Below are 20713 nucleotides of genomic sequence, written 5' to 3' on the forward strand. Positions count from 1 at the left end.
ATAGAAATCAGTTGGAACCAAAAACAGCGAGGAGCCGATGTCATACCTGCATACCCCCAAGCAAAACCTTTTCCTGGCCGCTCTCCCCGAGGAGGTTTACGAGCGTCTGAAATCATGTCTTGAACTTGTTTCCCTGCCGCAGGGATGGGCAGTCTACGAGGATGGCGGGGAAATTGACCTTGTTTATTTCCCCACCACCAGTATTATTTCACTGCTTGCAGTAACGGATGAGGGAGAATCGGAGAAGATTGGCGTCATCGGTAATGAAGGCTTATTCGGCATTGCCATGCTTATGGGGAGAAAAACGGCACCAAACCGTGCAGTGGTACAAAACAGCGGTTATGGTTACCGCCTTAAGGCAGCTAATCTGAGAAAAGAGTTCGAGCTTGGCAGCCCGTTACGCTATTTGCTACAGCGTTATACGCAAAGTCTGACCGCAAAAATTGCACGAACTACAGTGCGCCCCATACATTCGGCTTCCGGAACCGGTATTTCCATAACCGGCTCATCCCCTTCCCGCATTGATACCCTGGTTACGCAAGCCTTACAATCCTCGAAGTGGATTGAATCAACGCGTTCAGGCACGAACCTGCGCTCACCTCAGCGAGCAGCCTAGCAGCCTGTCTGACGTGAAGAATCGAAGCGAAAAAGAGGCCGGGCAAGACAGACTTCGACGATTTTTGAAGGCCAATAATTATTCTATTGGCTGAAGAAGCGGGGGTGAAATATGGCCTGGCCAGCCTTTTTGCAGCGGACTTCCTTTAAGTCCGACAGGCTGTGAGCCGGACCTGGGCAGTGTGCTGCAAGCGGTCGTCGACCAGAGCGACGACCAGGTCATGTTGCGTCACCCCATCAATCGTGAGGCTCTCCTCCCCCTCCCCGTCGGCTATCTGTACGACAGTGATGCGATAGACTGTTTCCCGATAGCGATAGCTCACCGTGAACGCCTCCCAATCCGCGGGCAGACAGGGCTTGAAATACAGCTTGTTTCCCTCCAGAGTAAGCCCCAGCAGTGTTTCCAGCATCAGGCGATACAGCCAGCCGGCGGAACCTGTATACCACGACCATCCACCCCGTCCGGTATGAGGAGATACGGCATAAACGTCGGCTGAAACCACATACGGTTCGGTTTTATAGATTGCCGCCGCCTCCGGCGTCCGCGCATGATTCACGGGATTAATCATCGCCAGCAATTCCCACGCTCGTCTGTGATCCCCCAATCCGGCGAAGGCCATCGTTGCCCAGATTGCAGCATGCGTATATTGGCCGCCATTCTCGCGCACACCGGGGACATAACCTTTTATATAACCCGGATTCAGGGCTGATTGATCGAAGGGTGGATCGAGCAGTTGAATCAATCCCGCGTCCCGCCGGACAAGATGCTGATCTAGCGCCTCCATTGCCTGGCGCTGGCGCTCGCCGGCGCCAGCGCCGGTCAATACCGACCAACTCTGCGCAATTGAGTCGATCCTGCATTCAGGATTGCTGGATGAACCCAGCGGGGACCCGTCATCGAAGAAGGCGCGGAGATACCAATCGCCATCCCAACCGTGGTGTTCGATATTCTTGCGCAGCAGATTCGCTTCCTTCTTGCAGCGCGCCGTAAAAACCGCATCGCCACGCTGCTCGGCAAGACTGGAAAATTGCATGAGCACGTCATACAGAAAAAATGCCAGCCAGACACTCTCGCCACGCCCGTGGAATCCCACCAGGTTCATGCCGTCGTTCCAATCCCCGCTGCCCATCAACGGAAGGCCATGCTCTCCGAATCGCAAGCCGTGCACGATGGCACGTACGCAATGTTCATACAGGTTCGCAATCTGTTCAGAGCGAACCGGCAAGTCATAGTATGACTCCTCATCAGCACCGACCTGCCGGCCCTCAAGAAAGGGGATGGACTCCTCCAGTACATTGATATCGCCAGTGGTGGCAATATAACGGCATGCCGCCAAGGGTAGCCAGAGATAGTCATCCGAACAGCGGGTCCGCACGCCGCGTCCTCCTGGTGGATGCCACCAGTGCTGAACATCGCCTTCAATAAACTGGCGCGCCGCTGACCGGAGCAGGTGTTCGCGCATAAGCGCGGGCTCGGTATGAACAAGCGACATCACGTCCTGCAACTGATCACGGAATCCGAAGGCTCCCCCGGATTGATAGTAACCGCTACGGCCCCACAAGCGGCACGCAAGAACCTGATATACGAGCCAGCCATTGATCATTACATTGACGGAGGGATCAGGTGTTTCCACCTGTATAGCGCCGAGCGTATGCCCCCAATACCGATGCACACTTCCCAGAACGTCATGCGCTGCGGTTGCTCCACGGAAGCGCTGCGCGAGCTTGACGGCATCATCGGTATCAGATCCGGCGCCCAAACGAAAGCATATCTCCCGCGACTGGCCATCCAGCAGATCGAATGGAATCCGGATAGCGCCACAGGGATCAAGCGCCGGGCCTACGCGCCCGGAAAGTAAGTCCGTGGACATCATCGCCGCCGGATTTCTGAAACCGCCATTGCGGCCAATGAATTCGGTTCGATCGCCGGTCACACTGCGTACCGTGTCATCGGCATCAAAAAAAGCAACGCGCCCCGAGAACTCGTTGCTGTAGGGATTGCGTGCGAGCAAGACGCCGCTTCCGACGTCGATTTCGGTAACGACATGCATCCTGCTTTTCTCCGGCAAATCACCCAATACCCATTCGACGCATCCGGTTGCCGAAAGCTTGCGCAACCTGCCGGATTCGTTGCGAACTTTCAATACGGCAAATTTTACCGGAGCATCGAGCGCCACATAAACCCAGAGTTCGGAAGTAATGCCGCGTTCCGTATGCTCGAAAACGCTGTAACCGAACCCGTGGCGCGAAACATAAGGCGTCGCTCCACGCTTGGGTAATGGCGCCGGCGACCAGAAATAGCCGCTTTCTTCATCGCGCAGGTAATAAACCTCCCCCCCGGCGTCGCAAACCGGATCATTGCTCCATGGCGTCAAGCGGAACTCATGGGCGTTCTCGCACCAGGTGTAGCCTTGGCCGCTCTCGGTGATAACGGTCCCGAATTGTGAATTTGCCAGAATATTTGACCAGGGGACGGGTGTCGTCTGATCCCGTCCGGTCGTTATGATGTACTCGCGTCCATCGGCGGTGAATCCTCCATACCCGTTGTCGAAGAGAAGCTGGCGGTCCGGCAACGTAATGTTTTGTACCACATCGAGCTGGCGATCCGGCTCCCACCTGATAGGCGGAGCCGGCAACTCCCCGGGGATGCGGCGCGTTATCTGCTCCGACAAACTGCCTTTACTATCGAGAACAATCACGCGTGCCACAGTTTGCAGCAGGATGCGATCCTCGGCGGCTATCTGCTCGGCGCGGCGGATGAAAATACCACCCGGCCGATCAAGCACGTGAGCTTCGGCACTGCCGGCGACCAATCCCAAAATGTGATCATGCAGAAGCTGCCGATAGCTCGAATGGTCCTCGTTCCAGATGATCAAATCGACAATAAGCCCTTTCAAGCGCCAGTAGGCATGCGCCTGTACCAACTGCCGCACCAGATCAATGTTGGCTACATCGCTGATCTGGAGCAGCACAATCGGCAGATCACCCGAAATGGCATACCCCCATAGCCCTGATTGATTGCGCTGATTCTTGCTCAATATGGCGCCATCGGCGCGAAGATAAGCATTGGCATAGAGCACCGAACCTGCCAGGCGGCCAAATAATTGAGCATCGGTCTCGGTCGCGTTGAGCTGCCGTAATACAACCAGGCTGTGGGTCCATGCGAGATCAAAGACACGGTCCGACAAACGCGGATCCTGATACTTGTCCACCAGATTCATGACGGCATGCCGAGAGTCGCCCGCTCCGGTAACGATATCGATCGTCACGGATTCTCCCGGTTTTATGGTGATGCGCCGCCGGATGGCTACGATCGGGTCCAGAACCGAGCCGGCGCTCCCGGAAAGCGGCCCCGTTTTTGTCATCGCCTGCGGATTGGATACATTATTCCCGCGTCCAATGAACGCCATCCGGTCCGTCTCATAGGAAACTGCCTCGCTACCGATTCCATGTAGCGTCATTAGATGAAACATCCAGGGTACCGGGTCGCTCTGGGAGCGAGGCCGCCGGCTGCAGAGAATCGCATACCGCTCGGGCAGTATTTCCGTCTGTACGAAGAGATTACCAAATGCCGGCGCTTGAGCGTCGGCTGCCGGCGTCGACAACACCACCTCGGCATAGGAAGTGACCTCAATGGTCCGGTGTGTCCAGGCGCGATTGGTGACACGAACCCGGCGCAACTCGATATCATCTTCCGGCGATACCGTAATCTCGGTGTGAGTGTCGAAATCGAGGTCACGGCGGCGGAATTCGACCCGTCCTTCAGAAAAGAGCACGCCATAACGCTTGGCTTCTTTTGATGTGGGCTGGTGCGTATTCGACCAGAACTCCCCGCTCGCCATGTCGCGCAGGTAACAGAAGTTACCCCAGTTGTCGCACGTGCTGTCTTCCCGCCAACGGGTGACAGCCAGATCCTTCCAGCGGCTGCTGCCACCGCCACTGTTGGTGACCATGACATAATACCGGCCATTCGACAGAAGCTGCACTTCTGGAATGGACGTGTTCGCGCTCGAAAATATGCGCATTGGCATGTCCGGAACCTCCTTGGCTACCCGGATATCGGGGAGTTCGGCGGCCTGTGAACGCAAAGCCGCCGCCTTCGGGATCCTTTCCTGCAGCAGCAGCATCGTTGCCTGAAACGATGGCTCGGATTCGAATCGCCGTTGCATGGGGCGATCCAGCAATACATATGCGAGGGAAAGCAGGCTCATGCCTTGGTGATGAGCCATGAACGAGCGCACCACGGCACGTGCTTCGCCGTGTCGCAGTCGTGACGGTGTGTAGTCAACCGCTTCATAAAAGCCGAATTTCCCGACAAGATCTTCGGAAGCAAGCTGCTGAAGATTGCGGCACGCGGTCTCGGGAGCGATCATCAAGGCGAGCATGGAAGCATAGGGTGCAATGACCAAGTCTTCAGCCAGACCCCGTTTGAGTCCCAGTCCGGGGACGCCGAATGCACGATATTGGTAATTGAATTGAACGTCGACAGCATTGTAGCCCGACTCCGAAATACCCCAGGGCACCCCGCGTTCCTCGCCATATGCGATTTGCCGGTCAACTGCCGCTTTGTAAGTCTGGTCGAGAAGCGTGTTGTCGAATGTGGGCATCACCAGTAATGGCATGAGATACTCAAACATCGAACCGCTCCAGGACAACAAAGCGGACTCTCCTCCGACGGTTGTCAGCATGCGGCCCAGAGCGAACCAGCTTTCCTGGGGCAACTCCTCCTGCGCGATCGCAACGAAATTGCACAGTCTGGCCTCCGAGGCGAGCAGGTCGTAATAGCTTGCATCGAGCCGGCGTTCGCCGGCGTTGTATCCAATGGCAAGTTGCCGTTGCGCATGATTGAACAGGAAACCATATTCCATCCGCGACATTTCACCTGTTAACAGCACAAGGTGTTCGAGCGTATCCAATTGGTGGCGCGCACGCTCATTCCCTTGCGCGGCAAGAAACTTCAGTGAAGGAATTTCCGTCGTATGCGCCGTGTCTGGCATGTCGGTCTTCGGAGCGGGCAACACGACTTGCGATATGAGACTGGTAAATTCGGCAAGTATATCTTCGCATTGCCTGTTCAAAATCTGTGCCCATTCATGAGCTTCGCCAGTACCGGCAGCGGATTGCCCTTCGGCAATCTCATGGACCACTGCCCTGGAGCATACAACCAACTGGTCAAGCTCGACTCTTGCACTTGCGATCGTGAGAGGATGAGTGCCGGTCGCGGCCAAGAGTGCCTGTTTGAACTGCGTCAGCGAACTCGCGGGAGCGCCGGCGGCTTTCTCCAGAATCCGGAGCGTATCGTTCAGTCCCAGAAATATCTGTTCGCCAATAATTGGGGCATCCGCAACTTCCAGCAATCCCGCGCGTAATGTCAGCAGATGGCCCGCGAGGTTACCGCTATCCACTGTGGAGATGTAGCGCGTCAACGGCGCCCGTGTTTCCGTGTCGTACCAGTTGTAGAAATGACCGGCGTGCCGTTCCAGCGCTTCCATCGACTGGAGCGTATTTGCCGTACGATCAATGAGCTGCCCTACTCCGATGTAGCCAAAGTCGTGGGCGGCGATATTGGCCAGCAGCGCCAGGCCCATGTTGGTCGGTGATGTACGATGCGCGATCGTCGCGACAGGATGCTCCTGGAAATTATCTGGCGGAAGCCAATGATCCTTTGGGCCAACGAAAGTCTCGAAGAAAAACCATGTCCGGCGTGCAACCTGACGCAAAAAGTGGATTTGCCCGATGGTCAATTCCGCACTTCGCGGGGGAAACGGCTGACTTATCCACCAGGCAATGGCGGGAGAACCTGCCCATAATAATAACACCGGCAATGCGACGATTAACGCAAGCGGTTCCGTCATCGCGATTCCAATCATCCCGGCAATGGCGGTTGCCGGGCCCACCCACATTGTTCGAAAAGACATCCCGAGACCGGCAGATCCCTTGTCAACAATCACCGGATCGGATTCTCGTTCGACTTCGCGGGAGGGATTCCATTCGAGAAGCCGGCGGTGTGTGACCAGAAGCCTTATATGGGTTCGTACAATCGCATCGAGGCTGAAATAGGCTTCATAGGGAAGGCACACCAGTACAAATAATATTTGCCCGAAATGGCGCCCTGCCGCGCGTACAGTGGTAATCATATGCTGTCGCAGCGGCATCTCGGAAGGCTTATGCAGCAGATCCGAAATAATGGTTATCACGGCAGGGATAGCAAGCACGCCTATGACCGCCAGCGTCCAGAACCATGCGTGGGGAAGCACCCCCCATCCCAGCAGGAGGAGCAGTGTCAAGGCCGCCGGAACGAGACTGCGCCGCAGGTTATCCAGCAACTTCCACCGCGACAACGCCGATAATGGATTCGGATGGTGGTCCGCATCCATTCCCGGAACACGCCACAACAGCCAGGTGGCGAGTTGCCAGTCTCCCCGAATCCATCGGTGGCGGCGGCTCACGTCCGCGCTGTAACGCGAAGGAAATCCCTCATACAACAGGGCGTCACTCAACAAACCCGAGCGGGCATAACAACCCTCGAGAAGATCGTGGCTTAGAATCCGGTTCTCGGGAAGACGGTTGCAAAGTGCTTGCTCGAATGCATCCACATCATAGATACCCTTGCCCACGAACGAGCCTTCATAGAATAAATCCTGATAAACATCGGAGACAATTCGCGTATACGGATCTACCCCGGCTTCGCCACCGAAAAGCCATGCATATCGTGACCGGTTTGTACTCGATAGACTCACCGCGACCCGCGGTTGCAGAATTCCATAGCCCTCGGTCACGAGCTTGCAGGTTCCATCCGCGCAAGTTGTGTCAAGCCGTGCGCGATTCAACGGGTGAGCCATTGAGCCGACAAACTGATACGCCGCCTCTCGTGGCAATTGGGTATCGGTATCGAGCGTGATGACATATTTCACTTCAGACAGTTCGGCTATGTTACCGACGACCAGGGAGAATGCGTCGCTTCCCGCACCACGCAACAAGGCATTCAAATTTGCGAGTTTCCCGCGTTTGCGCTCATGACCCATCCAGATCCGTTCCAGCGGATTCCAGCGGCGGGGGCGATGAAACAGAAAAAACGGACCATTAGTGCCGCCGGCCGGCAAGCCGGCTGCGGCAGCCATGTCATCCTCAGCCACACTGGGATATTTTTTATTCAACTCTTCGATACTTGCGCGTGCAAGCTGCAATAAAGATTCGTCTTCAGGCAGCATTTCCCGGTCCGCATCCCGGAAATCAGTCAACAAACCAAAAAAAAGATTATCGTCGCGGTTGGCCAGAAATCTGACTTCAAGCGCTTCCACGAGATTCGGAACGTCGGAATTGTTCGTCAGCAGGGTCGGAACCACTACCAGGGTACGAAACGCCGCGGGTATTCTCGCGGAAAAATCCATACGGGGCAGCGAATGGGGCGCTACCAGTAATTGAGTCGCCCAATTTACCAGCGCTACGGCCAGTTGACTCGCCGCAAGAAGCGACAGTACCCCCACCGCTCCCAGTAGCCATTTGTTTGCGCCGCCGGCATACGCCTCGAGCAAAAGCCCACCCGTTATACTCGCCGTTATCAAGACGATCGCGCCAACATAAAAGAAAAGCGGATGCCGGCGGCCGGCACGCGAGAGTTTTTCCGGGATTGACAAGCGTACCTGTGCCGCCTGTTCGAGATCGGGCAGGCCTATGTCAATCAGGTAGAAACCAACGTGCGACCTGGCATCGCCGTCATTCTTCGCCGCGCCGTTTCGTGCCAACTGGAGCGCATGGCGCGCCACTTCCACTTCCGGAATGGAACTTGCCTTGGCCAGGCGCTCCACGGCATGCCGATAGTGATCACGGGTGGCAAAATCCATTCCGCCATAGACGCCCTTCGGATCTTCTCGCAACGTCTGTTCGACAACACTGATAGCTTCGACAAACTCGCGCCAATCAATAGCGCCCAGCATGCGCAGGCTATTAATGCTGTTGGAGATCGAAACCTGATCAGCCGCCTGTTGCTGATTTCCAATGTGCACCATTTGCTCAATCGTTTGATTCGACTCGGCAAGCCGCTGTTCAATCCAGTTCAGGGGCAGCGCCAGCGCGGGCCCCTGTCCCTGCAACCGCCGCGCCAGTTCCGAAATGAATGGCGTGGTCATTGGCGGATCGGACCGAGCCATATCCGCAATGACGAGAACCAGACTCTTTGGGTCTTTTTCAGCGATCTTAGTGATCTCGTCAGCCCAGACGCCCGCAAGATTCCGGTCGATCCTGCCGGCCGCCACATGAACCCCCACGCGACGCAGATTTTCAAGGAGTGACAGCCGCAGCATGATTGGGATCGCCCATAATTCCCCCAATTGCAGATCGGCAACAGCCTGGTACGCCATGACAAAGCGCCTGAGGCTCTCCGTATCGACCCTGCCATCTCCATGCGAGATCGCCTGCAGAGCAATGTCATATACACGTGGAAGATTGGCCGATGGCCCGCGCGCGACGAGAGGCAATTCACGGCTGTAACTCTTGGGAAGATGACGCTTGGCGATGCGAATCTGCTCTTCTATCAAATAGAAATTGTCGAAAAGCCATTCGCCCGCCGGTGTAAGCGGCTTATCCGCGGTAACCGCTTCGGTCAATACATTACAAATATTGAACAGCGTACTCTCGTTCTCATCCAGACGCGCCAGGAGCTGATCCGTACCACGCGCCGATGATAATTCGTGAGAAGCCGCAAGAATTCCACCATACAACTCCATCTGATCGGCGCTGAATAGCTCGGACCGCAGAGGTAATTCCTCGCCAAGCCGCACGCCTGGTTTTCCGATTTTACGAAACCTGGCGGTAACGGAGAGTAAAAGCTCGGAAACCGTCATGTCTCTATTGATCCACGGATTTAAGAAACTGAAGCAAGGAGGCTGGATGTGGATTGATTTTGAAGGCCAATAGCGATTCTATTAGCTGAAAAAGTGTCAAAATATGGACCGACCAGACGTTTTTGCAGCCGATTTCCTTTAAACTCGACAGGCTGCCAGCTTTCAATTGAATTTCTCCAGGTTGCCGCGATGGCTATGGGTATTTCGTATGTCGCGGCCTTATTTTGATTCAGGGGTTGTAAAATCTTGGCCGGCGTGTGAGGTGTTGTTGACTGGGAGCAGATGAAAAGAAAAATACTATTCTGGAAATAATTACCAAGGCCTCTCTTGCAAGCCGCAAATCTTCCATAGGGGGATTACCGCCTACCTCCATGGACTTTTATTTCGCCTGCATTTCATTCTTTACCGATTTCACGCCGCTGACACATTTTGCGAACGCATCCCCGATACCCAGCCCGTTACAACACGAAAACGATGATAGGGCTTAGCTCATCCATAGTATGTACGCTATCGCACAAAATGGAGACTCGATAGAGATAGTATGCCGGGGAAGTGCTATTATAATTCGCACGGGAGGCGGTCTAGCGGCAGAAATAAGGAATCGGCATATGCGGAATCTCTTGATTCCATTTTGGGCCGCCCCGGCCGCGCTTAACTTTTACAGTCCACTGTAAGCTAGCAAATGCCCAGTTCCTGCCAACATCAGCCCATCCAGAATCAGCTCCTCGCTGCGCTGCGGACGACTCAGCTCGAACGTTTGGCGTCTCATCTGGAGCTGGTTCATATGCCGCTTGGGGACGTTCTGTGTGAATCTGGCGGCCGTCTTCATTATGTGTACTTTCCAACTTCGGCTATCGTCTCCCTGCATTACATCCTGGAAAACGGAGCCTCTTCCGAGATCGCCGGTGTGGGTAACGAGGGTATGCTCGGTGTTTCACTCTTCATGGGAGGTGAAACCACACCTAGTTGGGCCACCGTACAAACGGCCGGGTATGGCTACCGCATGAAAGCCGGGTTAATGCTGCAGGAGTTCAATCAGGCAACGCCTATTCAGCGCTTGCTGCTGCGTTACACCCAGGCGCTGATGACGCAGATCTCCCAGACCGCGGTATGCAATCGCCATCATACGATCGAGCAACAGTTGTGCCGCTGGTTGTTATTAACGCTAGACCGGTTAGGGTGTCAGGATTTGACCATGACGCAGGAATTGATTGCCAGCATGCTCGGGGTGCGGCGCGAGGGAATTACCGAAGCCGCCGGTAAATTGCAAAACGCCGGAATGATTCGCTATCGTCGCGGCCATATCATGGTACTTGACCGAGCTGGACTGGAAAAACACGTTTGTGAGTGCTATCACGTGGTAAAAAAAGAATTTGACCGTCTATTTTGGGATGTGCGGAAATTCTAGCCCGGATATTCCTGCCAGATCGCGGAAATAAAAGCTCATTGCAAGTAATTTTACGCTTTTTGGGCCAAGCCAATGGCTGAGCCTATCGGCGCGAGGCAAGCCACAGAGGTACTTGAACCACCCATCAGCATCTGCGAAAGCTGACGGCAAGAATCGGGCTTGACTCTACTCAATGCCATTATTCATGGCGGTTACGATAATTCTTCGGGCGCCCCGATAAAATATCCGGGCACATCGCGATTTCACTCTTCTTCCTCTCGCCTCTCGCAGCACATCGTCATTGAATTGCTCCATTCGGCTCCTGAACTTCCTCCGGCATCCATTCTGTTTTTTAATGACGTCACTTGCAATCAAACATGGAATGTGTGCGCTGACGTACCGACCATGACGGTCGATAAAAACTAAAATTCGTTCAGGAAACTCGCGGGAAGCGGTTCCGTATGTATGTCAAATGACTCCCCTCGCATTCTTTGAATCATAAATCCCGCTGGCCATGAGAACTCGTTCCAAAAAAATACTGGTTACCTTCGCCGCGATATTCGCAATCATTGTGATAACCATTTCCCTATTCGACTGGAACATGCTGAAGCCATATATCGAACGGCAAGTCACCGAAAAAACTGGCCGTGAATTCATAATTAGGGGCGATCTCGACGTCAATTTGTTCTTCAACCCGAAAATTAGCGTTGAAGGACTCTCGCTTGCCAATGCCGATTGGGGCACTGGGCAGCCAATGCTCGATATTGAGAAACTCTCATTCCGTATTTATCCGTGGAAACTGTTCTGGGGGGAGATCGTTCTGCCGGAATTATCGATATCGCAGCCGAAGATCCTCCTGGAAAAGAGCCTGGATGGAAAGCGCAACTGGGTTCTGAAAGAGGAGGAAAAGGAAACGGAATTGCCAAAAATCGGCAAGCTCATCGTTGATCAAGGTACGCTCATCTTTCGCGATCCGAAGACCGAGACCGACATCACCGCAAGGATAGCGACTGATTCAGCATCAACCGATGCACGGGAAACACCCATCAATATAGTGGCTGAAGGCAAATTCACGAGTTTGAAATTTACCTTCCAAGTCCACGGGGGGGAAGTGATATCGCTCATGGACAAGAGCCGCGCCTATCCTGTCCAGGGAAATGTCCAGATCGGAACCACGCATGCCACGTTTGACGGTACGATTACCGGACTCCAGGCATTGTCAGCAATGGATTTGAAATTGGAAGTGCGTGGTGACGATCTATCAGCGCTTTATCCGATAACGGGAATTGTGATTTTCCCTTCGCCCCCATACCGAATTTCAGGAAGACTTCAGCACCAAAAAACCGAGTGGTCTCTGAATGGGTTCACCGGAGAGGTGGGCACGAGCGATCTGGGCGGGCATATTCTTTTTGATACCGGAGGCAAACGTCCGATGCTGCGTGGAGAAGTCGTATCGCAACTTCTCGACCTGGAAGATCTGGGCGGATTTATCGGAGCAAGAAAAGGTCCTCAACCGCAAGACAGTCCGGCGGAGAAACAGGAGAAAAAAGCCTCGAAGGCAGCCCAGCGCCACCGTATGCTACCCGATCAGGAGTTCAGCGTCGAGCGACTGCGCGCAATGGACGCTGACATTAAGTTCACTGGGCAATCTATTCGCAACAAAGATTTGCCGGTCAAACATCTGACAACACACACCCGGATCGACAATGGCCTAATGAAGCTTGATGCGGATTTCACGGTCGCGGAAGGTAGTATCAATGCTAACGTAACAGTGAATGCCCGCGACGATCCCCCGGTTGCAGAAACCCGAGTCGATGTCAAAAGATTGCAGTTGCCAAAGCTGCTTCCCAAGATGGAACTCATGCATGACAGTCTGGGCCTGATCGGTGGCAGAGCGAGTATTAAGAGCCAGGGAAAATCCGTAGGCGCGCTTTTGGGGTCGGCCGATGGCCGCTTTGGACTGATAATGTCCGGAGGTCAAATCAGCAATATGATGCTGGAAATCGTAGGGCTCGATGGGGCCGAGATTCTTAAATTCCTGGTGATTGGCGATAAGAATGTGAAAGTACGCTGCGCCGTAGCCGATTTCGAAATAAAAAGGGGCGTAATGGAAAGCAAGGCTTTCGTCATTGACACAACAGATACCAATATTCTTGGGGACGGGCAGATAAGCTTAGCCGAGGAAACCATAAAAATGAAACTGTCTCCCGAGCCTAAAGACTTCAGCATTGTAAGCCTCCGTACGCCCGTTCATATTTCCGGCACCTTCAAGGAACCTACCATTTATCCGGATAAAATGCTGGCTATACGTGTCGGTGCAGCGGTATTGCTGGGTGTTTTCGCTACGCCGGTTGCTTCACTGATTCCGTTGATCGAAACAGGCCCCGGCGAGGATCACAATTGCAGGGCATTGATTGCCTCGGTGAAAAAACCGCTTCCCGGGAAGCAAAATGCTCAGGTTGAGAAGAAAAAATAAGTCCGGATAATCCATTAGGACGCGAGATGACGGCGAGACAGCTTTGCCGGTTGGGAGAAGTCGCCGGGCAAACGGCGAAAATGGCCGCAAACTGACCGCAGCGCTCGCATAGGCTTGAAGAGCCGCCTATTGGATGCCTAATGGATTATCTGGGTTAAGCAGGAATCCATTGGCTCGCTGGTATGTGTGCCAGCGAACGGAATGATAGCGGCAATTGATGGAAATTAAGATGGAAATTAATCGTGAGCGGCTTTGCCGCCGCCATGGAAACAGGCGCATGAATATTTGATCATGACTGTATCGAAAATAGATATCAGGAGGCCACATCATGCCAAGAGGCGATAAATCATCCTACACGGATAAGCAGAAACGGCAGGTGAAACATATTGAAGAAGGATATGAGAAACGCGGCGTTTCTAAAGAAGAGGCGGAGCGGCGTGCCTGGGCAACTGAGAACAAAATATCCGGTGGCGGAAAAAAATCCGGCTCAGGCAGGGATTCCAAGAAATCCTGATGTCTCTTATCTAAGATTCCACTCGCCCTTCCGGGCAGGAGAAAGAATTCGCGATAGAAAGTTAGGTGCTTTTTCCATGTGCTATAGACATAAGAAGAGCCCTGGTTAAGGCGCTGTGGGTATGTCGTGGGCAAACAGGTAAACACAAGATGCTGGCCATCCCAGGCAGCTCCCTATATGGGGAAAGTAGCAAAGCCTGATAGTCTGAGGTAAGCTATGCGTTATTCGATAGCAAAAAATATTGACGACTCGATTGTCATTTTTGCTCTGGCTGTAAATCGGGTATAACGAGTACCACTCATATTTTATTTAGACTGAAACCTATCCCGATCTCATCCTCAATCCGCGGACTAAGAAAGCAGGAGCATGAAGTATGTTCAATTTAGGGTCCAAGGAACCTGTAATAGCGAAGGCGAGGACATTAATCGAGCGTCCTCCGGCCGAGATATTCAGGTATTTGGGCGATGGATTCTTTGAAAATTATCCGAAATGGTCCCCTGAGGTCATTGAACTTGAATGCATCACCGATGGCCCGGTGAAACTGGGAACGATAGCAAGGCAAGTACGTATTGACCAGGGGCGCCGCTCGGAAACAAAATTCACCATCAATGTTTATGAACGGGATAAACGCTTGGGCTTTATCGGTGTTTCAGATCCTTTTCTCTGCATCTACGAGTTGCGGGAGATTAATTCCGGCACGGCTGAATTGATCTTTACTTTTGAATTGAGTGAAATCCAGCTATTTATGCGTCCCTTCGAGAAGCTGATCCGCGTGGTGGTTCAGGAAGGCGCCGAACGCACGGTGAGAAACCTGAAACAATTAACCGAAGCCAGCAAGGCGGTTTCACCAAATCCTCCACGTCCCTAAATTATCCAGGAGAAGAAAATGACCTTTGTGGTTGAAAAAGACCCCGGATTGATTCCTCAAATCCTATCCCAAATACTGGATGGCTCCATTAATGGCATCACGCTGGTGGATCCGGATCAGGAAGATATGCCTATCGTTTATGCGAACAGTCAATTCACGGCCATGACAGGATATTCCCAGGAGGAGATTCTCGGACGCAACTGCCGTTTTCTGCAAGGGAATGATCGGGATCAGGAAGCGCGTTTTGCGATAAAGCAGGCGATCGAAAATTGCCAGCCTGTCGAAGTCACGATTCGCAATTATCGAAAGAATGGAGAACTTTTTTTTAACCATCTGGCGCTCACCCCGCTTCTCGATGGAGAGAAAAGACTTATTTATTATCTCGGCATCCAGTATGACGTAAACCGGAACCGTGAAATGATCTCCAAGCTTAGCATGCGACAGGAAGCGGATACTCGGCGATTACTGGCTTCATTATTGCCAAGGCCCTGATACCAGGGTACGTTATCAAAGTATATGCAGACAAAAAATCAGCGTACGGGTCAAACTCGCATGAGTGCCTTCATATGAATGTGTATAGCCGGGTTATTCAACTACATTAAGAGGTTTTTATGGCTCAGGAAACGTCTGCAAACATTCAACAGCCCCGGTCGGACGACCGGCCTTTATGGGATGTCGCGTTCGCGGTTTACGGATATCCGGCGCTACTGATAGCCCACAGGTTGAAGGTCTTTGCATTGCTTGAAGAGGGAGGCCGGACACTTCCCGAGATCTGCGACATGCTGAGCATTCAGCGCCGCCCGGCCGAGGCTATCCTGACGGCAGCCACGGCGTTGGGTTTTCTTTCACTGCAAAACGGCTGTTATTCTCTTACCGCACGCTCGGAAGACTACCTTCTCGAAAGGAGCCCCTACTATTTCGGTTTCTTCTGGGACATGATGATCGATAATTCCCAGGTATTTTCCTATGCAAGCCTGGAACAGGCGGTACTCACAAATTCTCCTCAGGCCTATGGGGGCGGCGATATCTACAAGTCTCATGACGAGCAGGCGGAGCTTGCGCGGAGATTCACCCGTGGGATGCACAGCATCAGCATGACGTTGGCCACTACGTGGCCAAGTACCCTGGAACTTGACCGTCATCGCATGATGCTCGACATTGGCGGGGGTTCAGGCGCTCACTCGATCGGAGCAGCGTTGAAATTGCCGGGTTTACATGCGCTGGTTCTGGACCTGGATCCGATATGTGAGGTAGCTCAAGAGTTCATTGCCCGGCACAACTTACAGGACCGCATAAAAACCCATGTTGCCGACATGTGGAACGACCCGTTTCCTGAAGCCGATCTCCATTTCTACTCCAACATCTACCACGATTGGCCCGCGGAAAGAGGTCAGTTTCTCACGGAGAAAAGTTTCAAGAGTCTGAAGCCCGGTGGACGTATTATCATCCATGACGTAATCTATAATGACGAAAAAACCGGTCCTTTTGCGCCTGCGGCGTATAGCATGCTCATGATGGGATGGACGGAAGGGGCGTCATACTCAGGCCCCGAATTATCGAAAATGCTGAGGGATGCGGGATTTGATGACATACAGGCCTACCCCGCTTTCGGGCATTACTCTATTGTTACCGGTATCAAGCCTTAAGCTCCCTATACCCTCTGAAATTTCCGTTAACGTACGATCAAATATTGCCATCCGGACCCTCGGGCGGCATTCGTCTCACGAAATTGAAACAGTCCCAGGACTCGACGGTCTAACGGTCTAACATCAAACCTGCTCCAATCAACTCATCATGACTGATTCAATAAAAACTTTGACTTACGGCATAGTAACGGTTCTGCTGTCCCTTGCGATCAGTATCGGGCTGGTTCATGCGGAAGAGGACCATGGCAAGAAGGCCAAGGAACATTTGGAAGAGGCGATTAAGAGTGGAAAGGAAGGTAGTACGAAAGGTATCCTCAGCCACAGCGAAGAAGCCAGAAAGGAATTGATCGAGCAGAACAAGGATCACCCTTACACCAATCTTCAGAAACCCATATACGGCGAGCATCAGAAGGCGGAACACGATAAAGAAGCCTTCGAAGAAATCGAGGAAGCCATTGAGGAAGCTAAAGAAGGCCATACCCAGGAAGCTGTTGAAGCTGTGGAGAGAGCTTCCACTCATCTGCGTGAGAAAGAGCAATCCAAATAAGCAGGCCCCCAAAAAAACAGCTCACCGTGCACGCTCACCCGGATCGCAGCAACTAGGGCCTGTTAACACTTATTTTGCACTCGCGACGGCGACGGATTTCATCCAGTACGAGGCATGAGCCGCGCGGCGGAGCAGGCCTCCGTAAGCGGCGAGTGACGAAAGGCTGGATGAAATCCGTCCCGTCCCTTCGGGTTGCGCACAAAAAACGCGGGTGCAAAATAAGTGTTAACAGGCCCTAGTCGTCCTCTTATTCTAATGTCACTCGGCTTGACTGGATGCCCCTCCGCCCGGTTTGAATCCTAATATTTTCATCGCCGGCAATATCGACTGCCGGGTGGCGTCATAGTCTGCCCAAGGCTCATTACCTTTATCGAGGCGTTCATGAATATTGGAGGCCGACCAGTGGCTGGGGCTCGTAAGCGACTCCAGCTCTTCCCATGCCACAGGCACGGATACACCCAAACCCTCGCGGGCACGAACTGACCAGGCAGACACGGTAGTAGCACCAAAACCGTTGCGCAGGTAATCAATAAAGATCTTTCCAACACGGTTACGCGGTCCGCTTTTTGACACGAAGCGCTGCGGGATCGTTCTGGCAAGATGCTGAACAATCGCTTGAGAAAAATCTTTCACCGTGTCCCAATCGCGCAGCCTCTTGATTGGAACGGCAATATGCAAACCTTTTCCTCCGCTGGTTTTAAGAAATGACCTTAATCCCAACTCGTTAAGAAATACGCGAACTAGCTGTGCTGATTCCTGGATAAGCTTCCACGTCACCCCCTCGCCGGGATCGAGATCGAATGTTATTCGATCGGGCTTGCCGATGGCATTCTTTGTGGCATTCCAGGCGTGAAATTCGATCACGTTCATTTGAGCGGCTGACAGCAGGCCTTCAGCCGTTGAAATTTCAAGCAATGGCTCATGCCCGGGATCCAGCGCTGGATCGAGCTGATTAACCCCCGGCATATTCTCTTTCTCCCAGTGTTTCTGGAAAAATAACTGGCCCGTAATACCGTCCGGCGCGCGCACCAGTGATACCGGTCTTCCCTCAAGATGCTCCAGCATTAAAGGGGCAACCAGCGAATAATAGCGAATGAGTTCCATCTTGGTGAATCCAGTGGATGGATCGATTACGCGCTCGGGATGAGTAACTCGCAAAGAGGGGGGAATTGAAGTCATTATCGCGGGTTTTTCTGTAATGGGATGAACCGGCTTCTCACGTGTAATGGCCGCCGCTTTCTTATCGGTACGCAAACCATGAAAAACCGAGTGACGTATCCGGCCATCCCGCGTCCATTCGCCGAAGGAAACCTCCGCTACGAGCGTCGGCATAACCCAATGGGCCTTCCGATCGATATCGGCGGCTTCGTTGAAAGGACTGTACGTTGACCCGATTTCTTTTAACTTCGCTTTAAGTTCGTGAAGCGTCTTATCGCTAAAGCCCGTACCCACATTGCCGGCATATTGGAGCTTTTTGTCATCATCGTAAAAACCGAGCAGAAGCGAACCTAGTCCTACGCGCGAGCCTTGTGGACTGGTATAGCCTCCGATCACGAATTCCTGCCGTTGCCCACACTTGAGTTTTATCCAGTCAGAGGAACGGCGGGAGACGTACGTCGAGGTCTTGCGTTTACCGATAACGCCTTCCAGTCCCATGTGGCATGCCGACGCAACGATATCACCGGCCGGGGCATCAAAGGTTTCACTGAAGCGCACCGGGTCCGGAGTCGATTTCTCAAAGAATGTTTTCAGAAATGTACGGCGTTCGGTGACGGAAACACCCCTCAAATCGTATCCGTCATAAAACGGAATATCGAACAGATAGTAGACGATGCCCTGCGTCCGCGAGCTATCGAAGGCATTCTGCAAGGCCTGGAAGTCCGGAATGCCGTTTTCGTCCAGCACAACGATTTCACCATCCAGCCACCCCGATCTCAGACCCAGTTTGCCCAATGCCTTTACCAAGTCAGGCAGCTTATGGGACCAGTCGTTACCGTTACGCGTGAGCAACTGAATCTTCTTACCCTCGATCCTGCATAGTATTCGATAACCGTCAAACTTGATTTCGTATACCCAATCGGCCGATTGAGCAGGAAGGCTATCCACAAGCGTTGCAAGCTGGGGTTGCAGGGTTGGAGGAAGAGTGGCTTTAACGGCGTTTTCAGGCAGGCCCGCGGCATATTTCTGTTTTTCCGTCGCACTGGCTGCCGCTGGCTTGGTAGCTTTTTTTAAACGATGAGATTCCAGTCCGGCGACGCTATCGGGCAACTCATCCACAACACTGTACTCTTTGGATGAACGAACATACTCATCCTTCTCTTTGATAAGCAGCCAGGGCTCTTGTTTTCCCTCCTCCTTGCCTTTCATGCGAACCAGCGTCCAGTGACCTTTCAGTTTGTGTCCGCGAAGTTCAAATTTCAGCTTGCCGTCGCTATAGCCCTTGCGGGGATCCTGAAGAGGAACCCAGATTCCCTTGTCCCAAATGATAACCTTACCCGCCCCATACTGTCCGGCTGGAATTCGGCCCTCGAAGCGGTTGTAGGAAACAGGATGATCCTCAACATGAATTGCCATCCGTTTGTCGCTGGAATCATAGCTGGGCCCCTTAGGAACGGCCCAGCTTTTCATTGTTCCATCAAGCTCCAGTCTGAAGTCATAGTGCAACCGGGTTGCCCAGTGTTTCTGCACGACAAACGACAACGCCGCTTCATTTGCCTCGGCGTCTTTACCAGTCTCGTCCGGTTCGGGTGTTACTGAAAAATTACGTTTGTCCCGGTAGGCTTTGAGTGAATTCCGCAGCGCCATACTCATATAGTACGGCGCTTGGGTGCCCCGCCGGTTCGGGTTGATACGTGCATATCCTTCACAGATTTTCTGACTGACGTTTCGTCATGATTATCGTCCTTGGCTCCCCCTTTTCTCAGACTTCGCTGGAGCAGTTCGGTAAGGTCGAGAATTTGCGCCCCGCCAGCGGATGTTTCCGCCTGCTCAGGTTGAACCACAGACTGGATATCGCCGGTTTCCGCCTTTTGACGTACGAGTTTCATGATCTCATCCTTAAAGGAATCCCGATATTCTTCGGGATTCCACGCCAAACTCATATCATTGATCAGTTGCTCGGCCATTTTTAATTCTTTTTCAGTAATAGCTGATGCTTTCATGCCTTCAGCGGGAAGATCCAAATTTTCCCAACTGCGAATTTCATTACCCCAGCGCAGCAAATTCAATACCAGCACCGGACCTGATGGGATGAGCGCAGCCAAATGCTGCTTGGTTTGAATGACCACACGCGCAATACCAATACGCTGAGTCTTGTGAAGGGCTTCACGTAAAAGCGCGTAGACTTTGGCGCCCTTATTGATCGGCGCTACAAAATAGGGGCGTTCCAGGTATAGAAATGGGACATCCGTATGAGAGACAAATGTTTCGATCTCGATTGTTTGCGTAGCCTTTGGATAAGCTGCCGATATCTCCTCCTGGCTCAGAATGACATATTGGCCATCTTCATATTCGATTCCCTTGACGATATTTTCCTTGTCGACCTCTTTACCTGTTCTTTTATTAATACGCTTATAACCCACCGGATCCATGCTGCGTTTATCCAGCCAATCGAAATCAAGCCCCTCCTCCGACGTTGCGGAATGAAGCGCTACGGGTATATGCACCAGTCCGAAGCTGATAGCGCCTTTCCATAAGGTCCGATTACCTGAGGTAGTCATGATTTATGCCAGAAAAAATAATTCAAAATTATGCCGTTTCGTAATTTGGAATTAACTTTTATAGGCAGAGCTTTCCGGAGAATCGCGAAGCATCCGCC

General features: G+C 52.8%; 11 protein-coding genes. 8 read left to right on the top strand and 3 right to left on the bottom strand.

The window, feature by feature from the left end; genetic code table 11:
- The first annotated feature begins 37 nt into the window (after positions 1 to 37).
- A complete protein-coding gene (locus BLR00_RS12495; protein ID WP_256324144.1) occupies positions 38 to 616 on the top strand; it encodes a cyclic nucleotide-binding domain-containing protein in 579 nt (192 codons plus the stop codon).
- 145 nt (positions 617 to 761) lie between these two features.
- Here BLR00_RS12495 and BLR00_RS12500 read toward each other — a convergent pair whose 3' ends face one another.
- Entirely contained in the window at positions 762 to 9458 is an 8697-nt protein-coding gene (locus tag BLR00_RS12500; RefSeq protein WP_074633124.1) for a glycoside hydrolase family 94 protein, read from the bottom strand.
- Between the two features lie 682 nt (positions 9459 to 10140).
- Between BLR00_RS12500 and BLR00_RS12505 the strand changes: the two genes are divergently transcribed.
- The 7 genes from BLR00_RS12505 to smbP all read left to right on the top strand — a co-directional run bounded on the left by BLR00_RS12505 (position 10141) and on the right by smbP (position 16896).
- Complete coding sequence (locus tag BLR00_RS12505) at positions 10141 to 10866, top strand: Crp/Fnr family transcriptional regulator (RefSeq protein ID WP_074633127.1); 726 nt, start codon at positions 10141 to 10143, stop codon at positions 10864 to 10866.
- 493 nt (positions 10867 to 11359) lie between these two features.
- Positions 11360 to 13321 (top strand): AsmA family protein, encoded by a 1962-nt coding sequence (locus BLR00_RS12510; protein WP_074633130.1) that lies wholly within the window; start codon positions 11360 to 11362, stop codon positions 13319 to 13321.
- 328 nt (positions 13322 to 13649) lie between these two features.
- Complete coding sequence (locus tag BLR00_RS12515; protein ID WP_074633132.1) at positions 13650 to 13835, top strand: hypothetical protein; 186 nt, start codon at positions 13650 to 13652, stop codon at positions 13833 to 13835.
- A gap of 373 nt (positions 13836 to 14208) precedes the next feature.
- The gene (locus BLR00_RS12520) at positions 14209 to 14703 is read left to right on the top strand and encodes an SRPBCC family protein (protein ID WP_074633134.1); all 495 of its coding nucleotides are present in this window, start codon (positions 14209 to 14211) and stop codon (positions 14701 to 14703) included.
- An 18-nt stretch (positions 14704 to 14721) separates the two neighbouring features.
- The gene (locus BLR00_RS12525) at positions 14722 to 15195 is read left to right on the top strand and encodes a PAS domain-containing protein (RefSeq protein WP_074633137.1); all 474 of its coding nucleotides are present in this window, start codon (positions 14722 to 14724) and stop codon (positions 15193 to 15195) included.
- A gap of 119 nt (positions 15196 to 15314) precedes the next feature.
- Positions 15315 to 16349 (top strand): methyltransferase, encoded by a 1035-nt coding sequence (locus BLR00_RS12530; RefSeq protein ID WP_074633139.1) that lies wholly within the window; start codon positions 15315 to 15317, stop codon positions 16347 to 16349.
- Positions 16350 to 16497: 148 nt separating this feature from the next.
- Entirely contained in the window at positions 16498 to 16896 is a 399-nt protein-coding gene (smbP, locus tag BLR00_RS12535) for a small metal-binding protein SmbP (protein WP_074633142.1), read from the top strand.
- A gap of 258 nt (positions 16897 to 17154) precedes the next feature.
- Here the strand turns inward: smbP and ligD are convergent, their stop codons facing one another.
- Positions 17155 to 19707, bottom strand: coding sequence for a DNA ligase D (ligD, locus tag BLR00_RS12540; RefSeq protein ID WP_256324145.1), 2553 nt, complete (start codon positions 19705 to 19707; stop codon positions 17155 to 17157).
- Entirely contained in the window at positions 19704 to 20615 is a 912-nt protein-coding gene (gene ku / locus BLR00_RS12545; protein WP_074633145.1) for a non-homologous end joining protein Ku, read from the bottom strand. Before ku ends, ligD begins: the two co-directional genes overlap by 4 nt.
- Positions 20616 to 20713 lie beyond the last annotated feature (98 nt).

The sequence above is a fragment of the Nitrosospira multiformis genome (assembly GCF_900103165.1).
Classification (GTDB): Bacteria; Pseudomonadota; Gammaproteobacteria; order Burkholderiales; family Nitrosomonadaceae; genus Nitrosospira; species Nitrosospira multiformis_D.